Below are 18,093 nucleotides of genomic sequence, written 5' to 3'. Positions count from 1 at the left end.
CGGGTGGTCCCTTGTGGGATTGGGGCCAAGAATGGATCGTTCCCGCCTCTCTCGGGTGGCTCTGCCGCTGTGGCCCGACAGCGTGCAGGACCGGTGAGAAATGAAAGGTGACTTGTCACATGGCGCAAAGCTTTCTTGGCCAGAAACGTCTTCGTAAATATTACGGCAAAATCCGCGAAGTTCTGGAGATGCCGAACCTGATCGAGGTGCAGAAATCCTCGTATGATCTTTTCCTGAAATCCGGCGACCAGCCCGAGCCCATGGACGGCGAAGGCATCAAGGGTGTCTTCCAGTCGGTGTTCCCGATCAAGGATTTCAACGAGACCGCCGTTCTCGAATTCGTCGATTACGAGCTGGAGAAGCCGAAATACGACGTCGAGGAGTGCATGCAGCGCGACATGACGTACAGCGCACCGCTGAAGGTGACGCTGCGTCTGATCGTGTTCGACGTGGACGAGGACACCGGCGCAAAGTCCGTGAAGGACATCAAGGAGCAGGACGTCTTCATGGGCGACATGCCCCTGATGACGCCCAACGGCACCTTCGTGGTGAACGGCACCGAGCGGGTGATCGTCAGCCAGATGCACCGTTCGCCCGGCGTGTTCTTCGACCATGACAAGGGCAAGACGCATTCGTCCGGCAAACTGCTGTTCGCCTGCCGCATCATCCCCTATCGCGGCAGCTGGCTGGACTTCGAGTTCGACGCCAAGGACATCGTGTTCGCGCGGATCGACCGCCGCCGGAAACTGCCTGTGACCACCCTGCTGTATGCGCTGGGGCTGGACCAGGAAGACATCATGACGGCCTATTACGATACGGTCGACTACAAGCTGAAGAAGAAAAAGGGCTGGGCCACCAAGTTCTTCCCCGAGCGCGTGCGCGGCACGCGCCCGACCTATGACCTTGTCGACGCCAAGTCTGGCGAAGTGATCGCCGAGGCGGGCAAGAAGGTCACGCCGCGCGCGGTCAAGAAACTGATCGACGATGGCGAAGTCACCGAACTGCTGCTGCCTTACGAGCAGATCGCGGGCAAGTTCGTGGCACGCGACATCATCAACGAGGAAACCGGCGCGATCTATGTCGAGGCCGGCGACGAGCTGACGATCGAGCGCGACAAGGATGGCGAGATCATCGGCGGCACCGTGCAGGAGCTGATCGAGGCGGGGATTACCGATATCCCGGTTCTGGACATCGACAACATCAATGTCGGTCCGTACATGCGCAACACCATGGCGAACGACAAGAACATGAACCGCGAAACCGCGCTCATGGACATCTACCGCGTCATGCGCCCGGGCGAGCCGCCCACCGAAGAGGCCGCGAGTGCACTGTTCGACACGTTGTTCTTCGATTCCGAGCGCTATGACCTGAGCGCCGTGGGCCGGGTGAAGATGAACATGCGTCTGAACCTGGACAAGCCGGATACGCAGCGCACGCTGGACCGCGAGGATATCGTGGCCTGCGTCAAGGCGCTGGTGGAACTGCGCGACGGCAAGGGCGACATCGACGATATCGACCACCTGGGCAACCGCCGGGTGCGCTCGGTCGGTGAGCTGATGGAAAACCAGTACCGCGTCGGCCTGCTGCGGATGGAACGCGCAATCAAGGAACGGATGTCGTCGGTGGAGATCGACACGGTGATGCCGCAGGACCTGATCAACGCGAAACCGGCCGCGGCCGCCGTGCGCGAGTTCTTCGGCTCGTCGCAGCTGAGCCAGTTCATGGACCAGACCAACCCGCTGTCGGAAGTGACGCACAAACGCCGCCTGTCGGCGCTTGGACCGGGCGGTCTGACGCGCGAGCGCGCGGGCTTTGAGGTGCGCGACGTTCACCCCACGCACTATGGCCGGATGTGCCCGATCGAGACGCCGGAAGGCCCGAACATCGGTCTGATCAACAGCCTTGCCACGTTTGCGCGGGTCAACAAGTACGGCTTTATCGAAACGCCTTACCGCAAGGTGACGGGCGGGCAGGTGACCGACGACGTGACCTACATGTCGGCGACCGAGGAAATGCGGCACACCGTGGCGCAGGCCAACGCGACGCTGGATGAGAGCGGCAAGTTTGTCAACGAGATGGTCAACACCCGGCAATCGGGTGAATACATGCTGGCCCCGGTCGAGCATGTGGACCTGATCGACGTCAGCCCGAAACAGCTGGTGTCGGTTGCGGCCTCGCTGATCCCGTTCCTGGAAAACGACGACGCCAACCGCGCTCTGATGGGCTCGAACATGCAACGGCAGGCGGTTCCGACGCTACGCTCCGAGGCGCCGCTGGTCGGCACCGGGATCGAGGGCGTCGTGGCCCGCGACTCGGGTGCGTCGGTTCTGGCGCGCCGGGCCGGTGTGATCGACCAGGTCGACGCAAGCCGGATCGTGATCCGGGCCACCGAGGACCTGGAGATCGGCGACCCGGGTGTGGACATCTACCGGATGCGCAAGTTCCAGCGCTCGAACCAGAATACCTGTATCAACCAGCAGCCGCTGGTGAAGGTGGGCGACACGGTGCAGAAGGGCGAAGTGATCGCCGATGGCCCGTCGACCGATCTGGGTGAACTGGCGCTGGGCAAGAACGTGCTGGTCGCGTTCATGCCGTGGAACGGCTACAACTTCGAGGACTCGATCCTGATTTCCGAGCGGATCGCACGGGACGACGTGTTCACGTCGATCCACATCGAGGAATTCGAGGTGGCCGCCCGCGACACCAAGCTGGGACCGGAAGAGATCACCCGCGACATCCCCAACGTCGGCGAGGAAGCCCTGCGCAACCTCGACGAGGCGGGCATCGTCTATATCGGCGCCGACGTGGAGCCGGGCGATATCCTCGTGGGCAAGATCACACCGAAGGGCGAAAGCCCGATGACGCCGGAGGAAAAACTGCTCCGCGCCATCTTCGGTGAGAAAGCGTCGGACGTGCGCGACACCTCGCTGCGGGTGAAGCCGGGCGATTACGGCACGGTCGTGGAAGTTCGCGTGTTCAACCGTCACGGTGTCGAAAAGGACGAGCGTGCGCTGCAGATCGAGCGTGAGGAAGTCGAACGCCTTGCGCGCGACCGCGATGACGAGCTGGCGATCCTGGATCGCAACATCTATGCCCGTCTGAAATCGCTGATCCTCGGCAAGACGGCCGTGAAAGGCCCGAAAGGCGTCAAGGCGAACTCGGAAATCACCGAGGAATTGCTGGACACGCTGAGCCGTGGCCAGTGGTGGCAGCTTGCCCTGAAGGACGAGAAGGACGCGCAGATCGTCGAGGCCCTGAACGAGCAGTACGAGGCGCAGAAACGCACCTTGGATGCCCGTTTCGAGGACAAGGTCGAGAAGGTCCGCCGGGGCGACGACCTGCCGCCGGGTGTGATGAAGATGGTCAAGGTCTTCATCGCCGTGAAGCGCAAGCTTCAACCGGGCGACAAGATGGCCGGCCGTCACGGCAACAAGGGTGTGATTTCCAAGGTCGTACCGATGGAAGACATGCCGTTCCTGTCGGACGGCACGCCGGTCGACTTCTGCCTCAACCCGCTGGGCGTGCCGAGCCGTATGAACGTCGGTCAGATCCTTGAAACCCACATGGGTTGGGCCGCGCGCGGTCTGGGCATCAAGATCGACGAGGCACTGCAGGACTATCGCCGCACCGGCGACCTGACGCCTGTGCGCGAGGCGATGCACCACGCCTATGGCGACGATGTCTATGACGAAGGTATCGCGGGCATGGACGAGGCGGCGCTGATCGAGGCGGCGGGCAACGTCACGCGCGGTGTTCCGATCGCGACGCCGGTCTTCGACGGCGCGAAGGAGCCTGACGTCAACGACGCGCTGAAACGCGCCGGTTTCGACGAAAGCGGTCAGTCGGTCCTGTTCGACGGACGCACGGGCGAGCAGTTTGCGCGTCCGGTGACCGTCGGCGTCAAGTACCTGCTGAAGCTGCACCACCTGGTGGACGACAAGATCCACGCGCGTTCGACCGGGCCGTACAGCCTCGTGACCCAGCAACCGCTGGGCGGCAAGGCGCAGTTCGGTGGCCAGCGCTTCGGGGAGATGGAGGTCTGGGCGCTGGAAGCCTATGGCGCCGCCTACACCCTGCAGGAGATGCTGACCGTCAAGTCGGACGACGTTGCGGGCCGGACCAAAGTCTACGAGTCGATCGTCAAGGGCGAGGACAACTTCGAGGCCGGTGTGCCCGAGAGCTTCAACGTGCTCGTGAAGGAAGTCCGTGGCCTGGGCCTGAATATGGAGCTGTTGGACGCGGAGGATGACGAGGAAGACCCGTCTTCCGACATCGCGGCGGAATAACGTGGGTTCTCACCCACCCTACGGGCCAATCGTAGGGTGGGTGTAACCCACGCGTCGCCCCCTCCTACGCTCCTCTTTTTTAGGAATTCGAAATGAACCAAGAACTGACAAACAACCCGTTCAACCCCGCCGCACCGGCGAAGGTGTTCGACGAAATCAAGGTGTCGCTGGCCAGCCCGGAACGCATCCTGTCTTGGTCGTATGGCGAGATCAAGAAGCCGGAAACCATCAACTACCGCACGTTCAAGCCCGAGCGTGACGGCCTGTTCTGTGCGCGGATCTTTGGCCCGATCAAGGATTACGAATGCCTGTGCGGCAAGTACAAGCGCATGAAATATCGTGGCGTCGTCTGCGAGAAATGCGGTGTGGAAGTCACGCTGCAAAAGGTCCGCCGCGAGCGGATGGGCCATATCGAACTGGCGGCCCCCTGCGCGCATATCTGGTTCCTGAAGTCGCTGCCCAGCCGCATCGGCCTGATGCTGGATATGACGCTGCGCGATCTGGAACGGGTCCTGTACTTCGAGAACTACGTAGTGATCGAGCCGGGCCTGACGGACCTGACCTACGGCCAGATGCTGACGGAAGAGGAATTCATGGATGCGCAGGATGCGTATGGCATGGACGCCTTCACCGCCAATATCGGTGCCGAAGCGATCCGTGACATGCTGGCGAATATCGACCTTGAATCCGAGGCCGAGAACCTGCGTGCCGACCTGGCCGAGGCCACCGGCGAGCTGAAGCCGAAGAAGATCATCAAGCGTCTGAAGGTCGTCGAGAGCTTCATCGAATCCGGCAACCGTCCGGAATGGATGGTGATGACGGTCATTCCGGTCATTCCGCCGGAACTGCGCCCGCTGGTGCCGCTGGACGGTGGCCGGTTCGCGACGTCGGACCTCAACGACCTCTATCGCCGCGTGATCAACCGGAACAACCGCCTGAAGCGGCTGATCGAACTGCGCGCGCCCGACATTATCGTGCGTAACGAAAAGCGGATGTTGCAGGAATCGGTCGATGCGCTGTTTGACAACGGTCGTCGTGGCCGCGTCATCACCGGCGCCAACAAGCGTCCGCTGAAATCGCTTTCCGACATGCTGAAAGGCAAGCAGGGCCGCTTCCGCCAGAACCTTCTGGGCAAGCGGGTCGACTTCTCGGGCCGGTCGGTCATCGTGACCGGGCCGGAATTGAAGCTGCACCAGTGCGGCCTGCCCAAGAAGATGGCGCTCGAGCTCTTCAAGCCGTTCATCTATTCGCGGCTGGAAGCCAAGGGTCTGTCGAGCACCGTGAAGCAGGCCAAGAAGCTGGTCGAGAAAGAGCGGCCGGAGGTCTGGGACATCCTCGACGAGGTGATCCGCGAGCACCCGGTTCTGCTGAACCGCGCGCCGACGCTGCACCGTCTGGGTATCCAGGCGTTCGAACCCACGCTGATCGAAGGCAAGGCGATCCAGCTTCACCCGCTGGTCTGCTCGGCCTTCAACGCGGACTTCGACGGTGACCAGATGGCCGTGCACGTTCCGCTGAGCCTCGAGGCGCAGCTGGAAGCGCGCGTCCTGATGATGTCGACGAACAACGTTCTGTCGCCCGCCAACGGCGCGCCGATCATCGTGCCGTCGCAGGACATGGTTCTGGGCCTCTACTATACCTCGATCATGCGCGAAGGCATGAAGGGCGAAGGCATGAGCTTTGCCTCGGTGGACGAGGTGCAGCACGCGCTGGATTCCGGCGAGGTGCACCTGCACGCCAAGATCACCGCACGCCTGCCGCAGATCGACGAGACCGGGCAGGAGGTGATCCAACGCTTCGAGACCACGCCGGGCCGGGTGCGCATCGGGGGCTTGCTGCCGATGAACGCCAAGGCGCCGTTCGAGCTGGTCAACAAGCTGTTGCGCAAAAAAGAGGTGCAGCAGGTCATCGACACCGTTTATCGCTATTGCGGTCAGAAAGAGTCGGTCATTTTCTGTGACCAGATCATGAGCATGGGCTTCAAGGAAGCGTTCCGCGCCGGCATCTCGTTCGGCAAGGACGACATGGTGATCCCCGATGACAAGTGGGGCATCGTCGAAGAGACCCGCGAACAGGTCAAAGGTTTCGAACAGCAGTACATGGACGGCCTGATCACCCAGGGCGAGAAGTACAACAAGGTGGTCGACGCCTGGTCGAAATGTAACGATCAGGTCACCGAGGCGATGATGGGCTCCATCTCGGCCGAGGTGAAGGACGAGAACGGAGCGGTCGCGGAACCCAACAGCGTCTACATGATGGCGCACTCGGGGGCCCGGGGCTCGGTCACGCAGATGAAACAGCTGGGCGGGATGCGCGGCCTGATGGCCAAGCCGAACGGCGACATCATCGAAACGCCGATCATCTCGAACTTCAAGGAAGGCCTGACCGTTCTTGAATACTTCAACTCGACCCACGGCGCGCGGAAGGGTCTGTCGGACACCGCGTTGAAGACGGCGAACTCGGGCTACCTGACCCGTCGTCTGGTGGACGTGGCGCAGGACTGCATTGTGCGTGATCATGATTGCGGCACCGACCGTGCGATCACCGCGGAACCGGCCGTCAATGACGGCGAGGTCGTGGCGTCGCTGGCCGAGCGTGTGCTGGGCCGTGTCGCCGCCGAGGATATCGTGAACCCGGTGACGGGCGAGGTCATCGTGGCCGAAGGCCAGCTGATCGACGAACGGACCTCGGACCTGATCGACCAGGCTGCCGTGCAGACCGCACGCATCCGCAGCCCGCTGACCTGCGAGGCCGAGGATGGCGTTTGCGCGATGTGCTATGGCCGTGACCTGGCGCGCGGTACGATGGTGAACACCGGCGAGGCCGTGGGCATCATCGCGGCGCAGTCGATCGGTGAGCCCGGCACGCAGCTCACGATGCGGACCTTCCACATCGGCGGCGTGGCACAGGGTGGGCAGCAGTCCTTCCTCGAGGCCAGCCAAGGCGGCAAGATCGAGTTCGAGAATGCCCAGACGCTGGAGAACTCCAGCGGCGAGACGCTTGTCATGGGCCGCAACATGAAAGTGTTGATCAAGGGCGAGAAGGATGTCGAGCTGGCCAGCCACAAGGTGGGTTACGGGACCAAGCTGTTCGTCAAGGAAGGCGACACCGTGGCGCGCGGCGACAAGCTGTTCGAATGGGATCCGTATACCCTGCCGATCCTGGCCGAGAAAAGCGGTACGGCGAAGTTCGTCGATCTGACCGTGGGCGTGTCGGTGCGTGACGTGACCGACGATGCCACCGGCATGACGCAGAAGATCGTGTCCGACTGGCGCGCGGCCCCCAAGGGCAACGAGCTGAAGCCGGAGATCCTGATCGCCGACAAGGATGGCGAGCCGGTCCGCAACGACGCGGGCAACCCGGTGACCTATCCGATGTCGGTGGACGCGATCCTGTCCATCGAGGAAGGGCAGGAAGTGCATGCGGGTGACGTGGTTGCGCGTATTCCGCGTGAAGGCGCCAAGACCAAGGACATCACCGGTGGTCTGCCGCGTGTGGCCGAACTCTTCGAGGCGCGTCGCCCGAAGGATCACGCCATCATCGCCGAGATCGACGGTTACGTTCGTTACGGTCGCGACTACAAGAACAAGCGTCGCATCAGCATCGAGCCCGCCGACGAGTCGATGGAGCCGGTCGAGTACATGGTGCCCAAGGGCAAGCACATTCCCGTTCAGGAAGGTGATTATGTCCAGAAGGGTGACTACATCATGGACGGCAACCCGGCGCCGCATGACATCCTGTCGATCATGGGTGTCGAGGCGCTTGCCGATTACATGATCGACGAGGTCCAGGACGTCTATCGCCTGCAGGGCGTGAAGATCAACGACAAGCACATCGAGGTTGTCGTGCGCCAGATGCTGCAGAAGTGGGAGATCCAGGATTCGGGTGAAACCACGCTGCTGAAGGGCGAACATGTCGACAAGGCAGAGTTCGACGCGGCCAACGAGAAGGCGATTGCCCGTGGCAAGCGCCCGGCGCAGGGCGAGCCGATCCTTCTGGGGATCACCAAGGCGTCGCTGCAGACCCGCAGCTTCATCTCGGCGGCCTCGTTCCAGGAGACGACGCGGGTCCTGACCGAAGCCTCGGTTCAGGGCAAGCGCGACAAGCTCGTGGGCCTGAAGGAGAACGTCATCGTGGGTCGCCTGATCCCCGCCGGTACCGGCGGTGCCACGCTGAACATGCGCCAGATCGCGCAGCAGCGTGACAACGTGGTGATCGAAGCGCGCCGCGAGGAGGCCGAAGCGGCCGCCGCCCTGGCCGCCCCGGTCGATGACGTGGTCGGCGGCGACGAGTTCGACACGCTGGTCGAAACGCCGGAGAGCCGCGAGGACTGATCCCGCGCAAAGGACTTGAGAGAGGCCCCGTCACCGGCGGGGCCTTTTTCATTTGGGGGGCGTTTGCGCGGACGGGCTTTCAAAAGAGGCCGGTCTTCGACATTCTGATCCCGAAGGAGACGCCATGTCAGACCCTGATCTTTGCTACCTGTCCGCAAGCGATGTCCTGGCCCGATTCAAGGCGGGTGACCTGTCGCCAGTGGCGTATCTGGAGGCACTGATTGCCCGGACCGAGGCGGTGAACCCGAGCTTGAACGCCTATACCGAGACATTCTTCGAGGACGCGTTGATGGCCGCACGCAAGGCCGAGGCGGCCTATGCAAAAGGCACGGCCCGGGTGCTTGAAGGCCTGCCGGTGGCGGTGAAGGATGCGCAACGGGTCGCGGGGCAACGCACCACGCAAGGGTCCTGGTCGATGGGGCATGAGGTTGAGACGCAGTCCGATCCGATGATCGAACGCCTTCTCGAGGCGGGGGCGATCATACCGGCCCGTACGACGACGCCGGAATTCTGTCTGTCGGGTGTCTGCCGGTCCGAGCGGTTCGGGGTGACGCGCAATCCGTTCAACCGCGATTTCAGCCCCGGCGGATCGTCCGGCGGGTCGGCGGCGGCGCTGGCGGCGGGGATGGTGCCGTTGGCGACGGGCACCGATATCGGTGGGTCGATCCGTATTCCGGCCAGTGCCTGCGGGCTGGTGGGCTACAAGCCGCCGCACGGGCGCAACCCGGACGGGCCGCCGGCGAATTTCGACCGCTACAATCACTGCGGTTTACTGAGCCGGAGCGTGGCGGATTGCGCCTTGGGGCAGAATATCGTCTCGGGCCCGCATCCACGGGATCACGACAGCCTGCGGGACCGCGTGGTGTTGCCGCTGGAAGGGAAGGGACAACCTATGAAGGTCGCGTATTCGATGGACCTTGGATATGTCCCGATCGACGGCGATGTGCAGGACAACACCTTGGCGGCATTGGATGTTTTTCGGCAAACAGGCTGTGAGGTGACGGCGGTGGACCTGGGGTGGGACGCGCGTGTCGACCGGGCCGCGATGAACTGGTACCTGGCGATGCATTTCGGGCGCGCACCGCTTTGGGCGCTGGAGGAATACGTTGACCGGATGACGGATTACGCCATCGCCACGGCAGAGGCGGCGGCGCGATTGGGCCCGGATGATGTGGCGCGAAGCTGGGAGGTGCAGCACGAGATGTACCAGCGGCTGGGCGCGATTCTGGACGAAGTGGACGTTTTCATATGCCCGACCCTGTCGGTGGGCAGCGTGCGGGCGGATCACGACCCGGTCGGGCCGGGGTTCACCGTGGCGGGGCGCGAGGTGGACCCTGAATATGGCTGGGTTCTGACGCACCAGTTCAACATGCTGCATAACTGCCCTGTGATGTCCGTACCTACGGGGCGCGACCGGCACGGGGTGCCCACGGGTATGCAGATCGTTGGGCCGACATTCGAGGATGGAAAGGTGTTCGAGGCGGCTTTTTTCTATGAAAATCAAGCGCCTGAGATGTTCCTTCCCAATGCGGCAATGCCGGAGGGGCTTGCAGGATGACACCTGGGAATATGGTGCTGACGCCGATGGGGGTGCGGTTTCGGGGGCGGCGCTTTCCGTGCACGATCGGGCGTGGCGGGCTGTCGCGCGACAAGCGCGAGGGCGATAGCGCGACGCCGGTGGGCACGCATGAAATCGTCGGAATGCTGTACCGGCCTGACCGCATGGCACGGCCCGCGGACTGGGCGGTGCCGATCCGGCCGGGCGACCTGTGGTCGGACGATCCGGGCCACGAGGATTATAACCTCATGGTTTCAAAGCCTTACCCGCACTCGCACGAGGTCCTGCGGCGGGCCGATCCGCTCTATGACCTGGTGATCATCACCGACTGGAACTGGCCGCGGGCGGAACGCGGACGGGGCTCTTGCATCTTTGTGCACCGATGGCGCCGGCCGGGATATCCCACGGCGGGCTGCGTGGCGTTCAGGCCCGATCACCTGCGCTGGATCGCGGGGAGGATCACTATAGGGACGCGGCTGATCGTGCCGGGGTGAACGCGTCGAAACGCGTGTCGGTATCGCGTCGGTATCCGGGTGGCAACGCGTCGGTGCCGTTGGCGCGGCTATTTCCTTTGGAAGGAAATAGCCAAAAGTCTTTGAAAGACTTTTGGCGCCGGGCCTATTCCGGGTAGTTGCGGCGGGCCTTGGCGGTGGCCAGTGTGCTGTTGCCCGACCTGGCCGTCGCGGTCCATTCGTAGGTATGGGTGCCGCCGGGCGGGCAGGGGCTTTTGTATTTGAAGACGCCGAATGGCAACTTGCCATCGCGTCCCACCTTTACCGTGCCGCCGCCGTGATTGTAGCTGGGCACATTCAGGTCCTTCAGCCGGAACTGGATCGTGGTCGTGCCTGCCGGAACCCCGCGCAGGACGAAGACCGGGCTGCCGACCGTGTTGGGACGTCCGGAAGTGCACCGGGGAATGTCGCCCCAGTCGAAGCCGAGGGTGAACTCGGCCGCGGCAACGCTGGCGGACAACACGAGCGCGACAAGCGCGGTGGATATGAGACGCATTCCGATTCTCCCGGTGCTGTGCTGCAGTCACGGCAAGGTTAGGTCAGCGCCAAGGTTTCACCTAGCGTTTAGTCGTGTTCGCGTTCGCCGAAGATGGCGCTGCCGACGCGGACATGGGTGGCGCCAAGCGCGATGGCGCGTTCGAAATCGCCGCTCATGCCCATCGACAGGCCGGACAGGCCGTTGCGCTCTGCGATCTTGGCCAGGAGAGAGAAATGCAGGCTTGCTTCCTCGTCCACCGGCGGGATGCACATGAGCCCCTCGATCGTGAGGTCGAGATCACGGCAGTCGGCGATGAAGGCGTCCGCCTCGGAGGGCAGGATGCCGGCTTTCTGGTCTTCCTCGCCGGTGTTGACCTGGATGAAGAGGCCCGGGCAGTGACCTTCTTCCTGCGCGATGCGGGCGATGGTCTTGGCCAGCTTGGGACGGTCCACCGAATGGATCGTATCGAAGAGTTCGAACGCCTGGCGTGTCTTGTTGGTCTGAAGCGGGCCGATGAGATGCAACTCGACGCCGTCATAGCTTTCGCGGAAGCCGGGCCATTTGCCGGCGGCTTCCTGTACGCGGTTCTCGCCGAAGACGCGGTGGCCTTCGTCCATGACCGCGGTCACGCGCGCGTCCGGCTGAACCTTGGACACGGCAATGAGGCTGACCGATCCGGCGGGACGGCCCGCGTCCTGTTCGGCGGCCGCGATGCGGGTTTTGATGTCTTGCAAACTCATCGTGTCGATCCGATCCTTGATACCTGCAAAGGTAGTGCCACAGGCGCGGCGGGTGCGCAAATCCCGACGCGGTGCGACCACAGTTCGCCCGCATTCGGGTACGGGCGGGGGAAACAACCTTGCCGAGGTTCTTTTCGTTGGATAATGAGGGGAAAACTGGAACGGGTGGTGGAATGTTCAAATCCCCTTTGAAAAGCGCGGTGGTGCTGTTGGCGAGCATAGGTTTGCTGGCGTCATGCAGTACGTTCAGAAACGGCAAGCTGAACCCGGATGCGTATAAGGTGGAGGGCGGTCCGAACCAGACACCGACGGCCGCGACCGGGGGCACGAGCCTGTTCGACGCGTTCAAGAACGACGGCTCGGCGGGGATCCGGGTGAACCGCTTCCTCTGGACCGCTTCGCTGGAGGTGCTTGATTTTCTTCCGGTGCAAAGCGCGGACCCGTTCACCGGCGTGATTTCGACCGGGTACGGCAGGCCGCCGGGCGGCGGGCGCGCCTATCGCGCGACCGTTCTGATCAGCGATCCGGCGCTGGATGCGCGGGCGCTGAACGTGGCGCTGCAATCGCAAAGCGGCCCGGTTGCGGCGGGCACGCAACGCGCCATCGAGGACGCGATCCTGACCCGCGCGCGCCAGCTGCGCACGCAGGCGGAACGGTTCTGACCGGACCTGCCGCCTGAACGGCGTCAGACCTTCGCACCGTCCATCACGCTGGAAATCCATTCGAGTTGCCGTGGCAGGCAGATCGTTTTCAGATCGTATTCCTCGCGCATGAGGTTGCGCGCCGCGGCGCCGAGCCTGCGCCGGGCCGCCTCGTCTTCCAAGAGGGCGCAAACTTCGTCGACCAATGCTTCGCCGTCGAAGAAATCGACCAGCCGGCCGGTCTCGTCGTGGCGAATCACCTCGCGCACGGGCGTGGTGTCGCTGGCGACGATCGCCGCGCCGCAGGACATCGATTCCATCAGCGACCAGCTGAGCACGAAGGGGTAGGTGAGGTAGACATGCACGCGGCTCACCTGCAAGAGGCGCAGGAACTGGGCGTAGGGGATGCGGCCCAGGAAATGCACCCGGGCCATGTCGGCGTCCGGGATCTGGTCGCGCACCTCGTCGAGGAAAATCTGTTTCCAGGTCTGCCCCTTGGGCGGGGCGGCGCCATAGCTGACCTCGTCGCCGCCGACGATCAGGATTCGGGCGTTGGGACGCTCGCGCAGAAGGCGCGGCAGGGCGCGCATGAAGATGTGGTAGCCGCGATAGGGTTCGAGGTTCCGGTTGACGAAGGTGATGACCTCGTCGTCCCGGGTGACGTCGACCTGGCCTTCGATCGTCAGCCGGACATCGGACTTGGGACAGGCGGTGAGCGTGTCGATTCCGTCATGCGAGACGGTGATCTTGTCGCGGAAGTCTGCAGGGAAGGTATCGGCCTGGAACCGCGTCGGGCTTATCCCGGCGTCGGCAAAGGGAAAATGAAGGTGATTGTTGATGTTCTTCATCCGGATGCGCAGCGCCTGAAGCCCACGGTCCGACTTGGCGAATTCGGGGTCGAAGTTGAGATGCTGGTCATCGGCAAGGTGGTAGAGTTCGCAGTAGATGGCAAGCCGTGCGTCGGGCCAGACATCGCGCAGGAACATCGATTCGCCCCAGCCGTGATGCGCCAGGATGAGGTCGGGCGTGTACCCGTTTTCCTTCATCGTGCGTGCGGCGCGATAGCAGGCGTCGCCGCGGGTGACCTTGGTGTCGAGATCGACGAGCCACGGGTGCAGGTTCTGGGCCGCGCGTTTGGGCAGAGTGTAGGGGACAACCTGCACGCCGTTCCAGTTGATCGGCTTGTCGACCTTGAGCGTCAGGGCGACGCAGTGGTGTCCGCGCGAGGCCAGCAGGGGTGCCAGATGTTTGTATTGGCCGGGAAAATTCTGATGTATGAATAGGATTTTCATGCAATTGCCTGTGCGTTTTTTCGGCTTATAGCGCCGGGGCGGAATTTTGCAAAATTCCGTGTCGGAAAATTTGAATTTTCCGGCCCGATGTCTTGCAAGAAATCGGTTACGTCTGATTTTTGCCCGCTGCGCACTGGACCCTGCGGGCGCGGGGCCCTATCACCCTTTGGAGTTTGAGAAACGAGGGGCCGATCGGGTCATGTCGCGTTATTCTGCCGCCGATATCGAAGCGAAATGGCAAAGTGCCTGGGACGAGGCCGGGATTTTCCGGGCCGAGCGGTCGAGGGACAAGCCAAAATACTACGTGCTGGAGATGTTTCCCTATCCGTCGGGGCGCATCCACATGGGGCATGTGCGCAACTACACGATGGGCGACGTGATCGCGCGCTACCGCCTGGCCACCGGCCACAGCGTGCTGCATCCGATGGGCTGGGACGCGTTCGGCATGCCCGCAGAGAATGCCGCGATGGCGAGCGGAGGCCATCCTAAGGACTGGACCTATGGCAACATCGCCGACATGCGCGGCCAGATGAAGCCCTTGGGCCTGTCGATCGACTGGAGCCGGGAATTCGCGACCTGTGATCCCGAATACTATGGCCAGCAGCAGGCGCTGTTCCTCGATTTCCTGGAAAAGGGGCTGGTCTATCGCAAGAACGCGGTGGTGAACTGGGACCCGGTTGACATGACCGTGCTGGCCAACGAGCAGGTGATCGACGGCAAGGGCTGGCGATCCGGCGCCGAGGTGGAAAAGCGCGAGCTGACGCAGTGGTTCTTCAAGATCTCCGATTTCTCGGAAGAGCTGTTGGACGCGCTGGACGGGCTGGAGGACTGGCCCGCCAAGGTGCGGCTGATGCAGGAGAACTGGATCGGCAAGTCGCGCGGCATCGAGATTCCATTCGAGCGGACGGATGCGGGGGCGCCCATCGTCTGTTATTCAACCCGCCCCGACACGATGCGCGGGGCAAGTTTCATCGCGATCTCGCCGGAGCATCCGGTGAGCCGTGAACTGGCAAAGGACAATCCCGAGCTGAAGGCGTTCATCGCGGAGACGCGCAAGATGGACACCACAGAGGCCGCGATGGAGAAGGCCGAGAAGAAGGGGATCGACACCGGGATCACGGTGCGGCACCCCGTCTGGCCGGAGCGGGAACTGCCGGTCTGGGTCGGTAATTTCGTGTTGATGGATTACGGCACGGGTGCTGTCTTCGGCTGTCCGGCGCATGACCAGCGGGACCTGGACTTTGCGCGGAAATACGGGCTTGAGGTGCGCAACGCCTTCTACCTGCCCGGTCAGGAAAAGGACGTGGAGACCGAGGCGCTGGTGCCTGCAAAGACCGAGACGGTGATCTACATCGACCACTTCGCCGGCATCGGCGAGGCGACGAGCCAGGAAGGCATCGACGCCACGATCGACTGGTTCGAGGAGAAGGGACTTGGCACCGGGCAGGTGAAGTATCGCCTGCGCGACTGGGGGTTGTCGCGGCAACGCTACTGGGGCTGTCCGATCCCGGTGGTGCATTGCGACACGTGCGGCGTGGTGCCCGAGAAAAAGGAAAACCTGCCGGTCGAACTGCCTTATGACGAGGGCGGCACGCCGATTGATTTCAGCATTCCCGGCAACCCGCTGGACCGGCATCCGACCTGGCGCGACTGCAAATGCCCGAGTTGCGGCGCGGATGCGCGGCGCGAGACCGACACGATGGACACCTTCGTGGACAGCTCCTGGTATTTCGCGCGGTTCACGGCCCCGGATGCGGAGACGCCGACGCGGATGGAGGATGCGGAGTACTGGATGAACGTCGACCAGTATATCGGCGGCATCGAGCATGCGATCCTGCACCTGCTCTACAGCCGGTTCTTTGCCCGGGCGATGCATATCTGCGGGCACCTGCCGGAAAAGGCTATCGAGCCGTTCGACGCGCTGTTTACCCAAGGGATGGTGACGCACGAGATCTACCAGACGAAGGACGACAAGGGCCGGCCGGTCTATCACCTGCCGGAGGATGTGACCGACGGCAAGCTGGCCGATGGCACGCCCGTGCAGATCATCCCCTCGGCCAAGATGTCGAAGTCGAAGAAGAACGTGGTCGACCCGGTGAACATCATCGAGGCCTTCGGCGCCGACACCGCGCGCTGGTTCGTGCTCTCGGACAGCCCGCCGGAGCGGGACGTGGAATGGACCGCCGCGGGCGCCGAGGCGACCCACAAGCACCTTGCGCGGGTGCACCGCATCGTGTCGGAGATTGCCGGGGACGAGACACCGGCCAATGCCTCCGAGGATGAGGCGCTCGCGAAGGACATGCACCGGGCGATTAGGGACGTGACGGGCGGCGTGGAAAGCTTTGGATTCAACGCGGCGATTGCCAAGCTATACGGGTTCACCAATGGGTTGGCCAAATCAGGCGCCGGAGCGGAAGCGAAAAAGGCGGCGGCGCAGGTTCTGGCTCAGTTGATGTCGCCCATGACGCCGCATCTGTCCGAAGAGCTTTGGTCGATGCTGGGCGGCGAGGGCCTTGTGGCGCAGGCGCCCTGGCCGGTGGCCGACGAGGCGATGCTGACCGACGACAGCGTGACCCTGCCCATTCAGGTCAACGGCAAGCGCCGGGCCGAAATCAGCGTGCCCAAGGACATGGACAAGGCAGAGGTTGAAAAACGCGCGCTGGCGCACGAAGCTGTGGCAAGGTCGCTGGATGGGGCCCAGCCCAAGAAGGTCATCGTCGTCCCCGGGCGGATCGTGAATGTCGTCGTTTAACCGTCGTTTCATCGTGCTGGGCCTGCCCGCGGGGCTGGCCGCCTGTGGATTTGCGCCGGCCTATGCGCCGGGCGGCGGGGGCAGCAATTTGCAGGGCGCGGTGCTGGTGGAGGCGCCGAACAGCCGGCCGGGTTACTTGCTGACCCGCCATATCGAAGAGCGGCTGGGCCGCGGCGAGCGGCAGGTCTATGGGCTGGGATATTCGATTACTCTGACGGAAGAGGCGGTCGCGATCTCGCGCTCCAACGTGAATACGCGCTACAACCTTCTGGGCAACGTGACATACGCGTTGCGCGATCTACGCAGCAACGCGGTCGTCCTGAGCGGACAGGCGGACAGCTTTACCTCCTACTCGGCCTCGGGCACCACCGTGGCGACGCAGGCTGCGAAGCGCGACGCCGAGGCGCGGCTGATGGTGATCCTGGGGGACCAGATCCTGAACCGGCTGACCGCCGAGGCCGGCAAGCTGTCGGCATGAAGCTGTCGCCCCGCGATGCGCCGGCCTATTTCGCGCGGCCCGATCCCGACAAGACCGGCCTGTTGATATATGGCACCGACGCGATGCGCGTGGCGCTGAAGCGGCAGGAGGTGATTGCCGCCCTGATCGGCCCGCAGGGCGAGGAAGAGATGCGGCTGACGCGGATCCCGGCATCGGAGCTGCGCAAGGACCCCGCGATGCTGCTGGACGCGGTCAAGGCGCAGGGGTTCTTTCCGGGGCCACGCGTGGCGTTTGTCGAGGAGGCCAACGAGACCGTGGCGCCGGTGGTGACGGCGGCGCTGGAGGACTGGCAGCCGGGCGATGCGCAGGTGGTGGTGACCGCCGGCAGCTTGAAGGCGACGTCGAAGCTGCGCAAGCTCTTCGAGGGTCACCGGAATGCCTATGCCGCGGCGATCTATGATGAGCCGCCGGGGCGGGCGGAGATCGAGGCGATCCTGTCCAAGGCGGGGCTGCGCGATGTGCCGCGCGACGCGATGACGGACCTGAACGCGCTGGCGCGCGCGCTGGATCCGGGCGATTTCCGCCAGACGATGGACAAGCTGGCGCTGTACAAGCGGGGCGACGACACGCCCCTGAGCGCCGAGGATATCGCCGCCTGTGCGCCGGTGTCGGTGGAGGCCGACCTGGACGACGTGCTGCACCTGGTGGCCGAGGCCAAGCCGGGCGAGATCGGCCCGGTGATGAAGCGGCTGCGGGCGCAGGGCGTGCAGCCGGTGGGCCTTTGCATGGCGGCGAACCGGCATTTCCGCACGCTTTACGCGGCGGCCTGCGATCCGGGCGGGCCCGGGCAGGGCATTGCCCGCGTGCGCCCACCGGTATTCGGCCCGCGCCGCGACCGGATGCAGCGGCAGGCGGCCAATTGGGGCGCGGCAAAGCTGGAAGAGGCGCTGGGCGTGCTGACCGACACCGACCTGCGCCTGCGCTCGGCGGGGCAGACCGCGCCGGACATGGCGCTGGTGGAACGCGCGCTGATCCGGCTGGCGACGCTGGCGCAGCGGTAG

General features: G+C 63.7%; 11 protein-coding genes. 8 read left to right on the top strand and 3 right to left on the bottom strand.

Translation table 11 applies throughout. The features are described 5' to 3' along the window. Positions 1-119: 119 nt before the first annotated feature. The 4 genes from rpoB to ACQY4V_RS13380 all read left to right on the top strand — a co-directional run bounded on the left by rpoB (position 120) and on the right by ACQY4V_RS13380 (position 10,672). Entirely contained in the window at positions 120-4,286 is a 4,167-nt protein-coding gene (gene rpoB, locus ACQY4V_RS13395) for a DNA-directed RNA polymerase subunit beta (RefSeq protein ID WP_428512439.1), read from the top strand. A 92-nt stretch (positions 4,287-4,378) separates the two neighbouring features. Beyond that, entirely contained in the window at positions 4,379-8,620 is a 4,242-nt protein-coding gene (gene rpoC, locus ACQY4V_RS13390; RefSeq protein ID WP_428512437.1) for a DNA-directed RNA polymerase subunit beta', read from the top strand. A gap of 124 nt (positions 8,621-8,744) precedes the next feature. Continuing rightward, positions 8,745-10,178, top strand: coding sequence for an amidase (locus tag ACQY4V_RS13385; protein WP_428512435.1), 1,434 nt, complete (start codon positions 8,745-8,747; stop codon positions 10,176-10,178). Beyond that, entirely contained in the window at positions 10,175-10,672 is a 498-nt protein-coding gene (locus tag ACQY4V_RS13380; protein WP_428512433.1) for a L,D-transpeptidase family protein, read from the top strand. Before ACQY4V_RS13385 ends, ACQY4V_RS13380 begins: the two co-directional genes overlap by 4 nt. A 124-nt stretch (positions 10,673-10,796) precedes the next feature. On the opposite strand, the gene ACQY4V_RS13375 is transcribed toward ACQY4V_RS13380, so the two are convergent. After that, positions 10,797-11,186: a hypothetical protein gene (locus tag ACQY4V_RS13375; protein WP_428512431.1), complete on the bottom strand. Its 390-nt coding sequence runs from the start codon at positions 11,184-11,186 to the stop codon at positions 10,797-10,799. A gap of 68 nt (positions 11,187-11,254) precedes the next feature. Beyond that, positions 11,255-11,908 (bottom strand): YggS family pyridoxal phosphate-dependent enzyme, encoded by a 654-nt coding sequence (locus ACQY4V_RS13370; protein WP_428512429.1) that lies wholly within the window; start codon positions 11,906-11,908, stop codon positions 11,255-11,257. Between the two features lie 173 nt (positions 11,909-12,081). Between ACQY4V_RS13370 and ACQY4V_RS13365 the strand changes: the two genes are divergently transcribed. Further along, positions 12,082-12,570 (top strand): DUF3576 domain-containing protein, encoded by a 489-nt coding sequence (locus ACQY4V_RS13365; protein WP_428512427.1) that lies wholly within the window; start codon positions 12,082-12,084, stop codon positions 12,568-12,570. Positions 12,571-12,593: 23 nt separating this feature from the next. Here the strand turns inward: ACQY4V_RS13365 and ACQY4V_RS13360 are convergent, their stop codons facing one another. Further along, complete coding sequence (locus ACQY4V_RS13360) at positions 12,594-13,841, bottom strand: glycosyltransferase (RefSeq protein WP_428512425.1); 1,248 nt, start codon at positions 13,839-13,841, stop codon at positions 12,594-12,596. A 199-nt stretch (positions 13,842-14,040) separates the two neighbouring features. Between ACQY4V_RS13360 and leuS the strand changes: the two genes are divergently transcribed. The 3 genes from leuS to holA are packed head-to-tail and all read left to right on the top strand — an operon-like array spanning position 14,041 to position 18,093. After that, on the top strand, positions 14,041-16,593 hold the full coding sequence (gene leuS, locus ACQY4V_RS13355) for a leucine--tRNA ligase (RefSeq protein WP_428512423.1): 2,553 nt from the start codon (positions 14,041-14,043) through the stop codon (positions 16,591-16,593). Then, entirely contained in the window at positions 16,580-17,071 is a 492-nt protein-coding gene (gene lptE / locus ACQY4V_RS13350) for an LPS assembly lipoprotein LptE (protein ID WP_428512421.1), read from the top strand. Before leuS ends, lptE begins: the two co-directional genes overlap by 14 nt. Continuing rightward, a complete protein-coding gene (holA, locus tag ACQY4V_RS13345) occupies positions 17,068-18,093 on the top strand; it encodes a DNA polymerase III subunit delta (RefSeq protein ID WP_428512419.1) in 1,026 nt (341 codons plus the stop codon). Before lptE ends, holA begins: the two co-directional genes overlap by 4 nt.

The sequence above is a fragment of the Roseovarius sp. genome (assembly GCF_965277045.1).
Taxonomy (GTDB): domain Bacteria; phylum Pseudomonadota; class Alphaproteobacteria; order Rhodobacterales; family Rhodobacteraceae; genus Roseovarius.
This window is presented reverse-complemented; position numbering and strand designations above follow the sequence as displayed.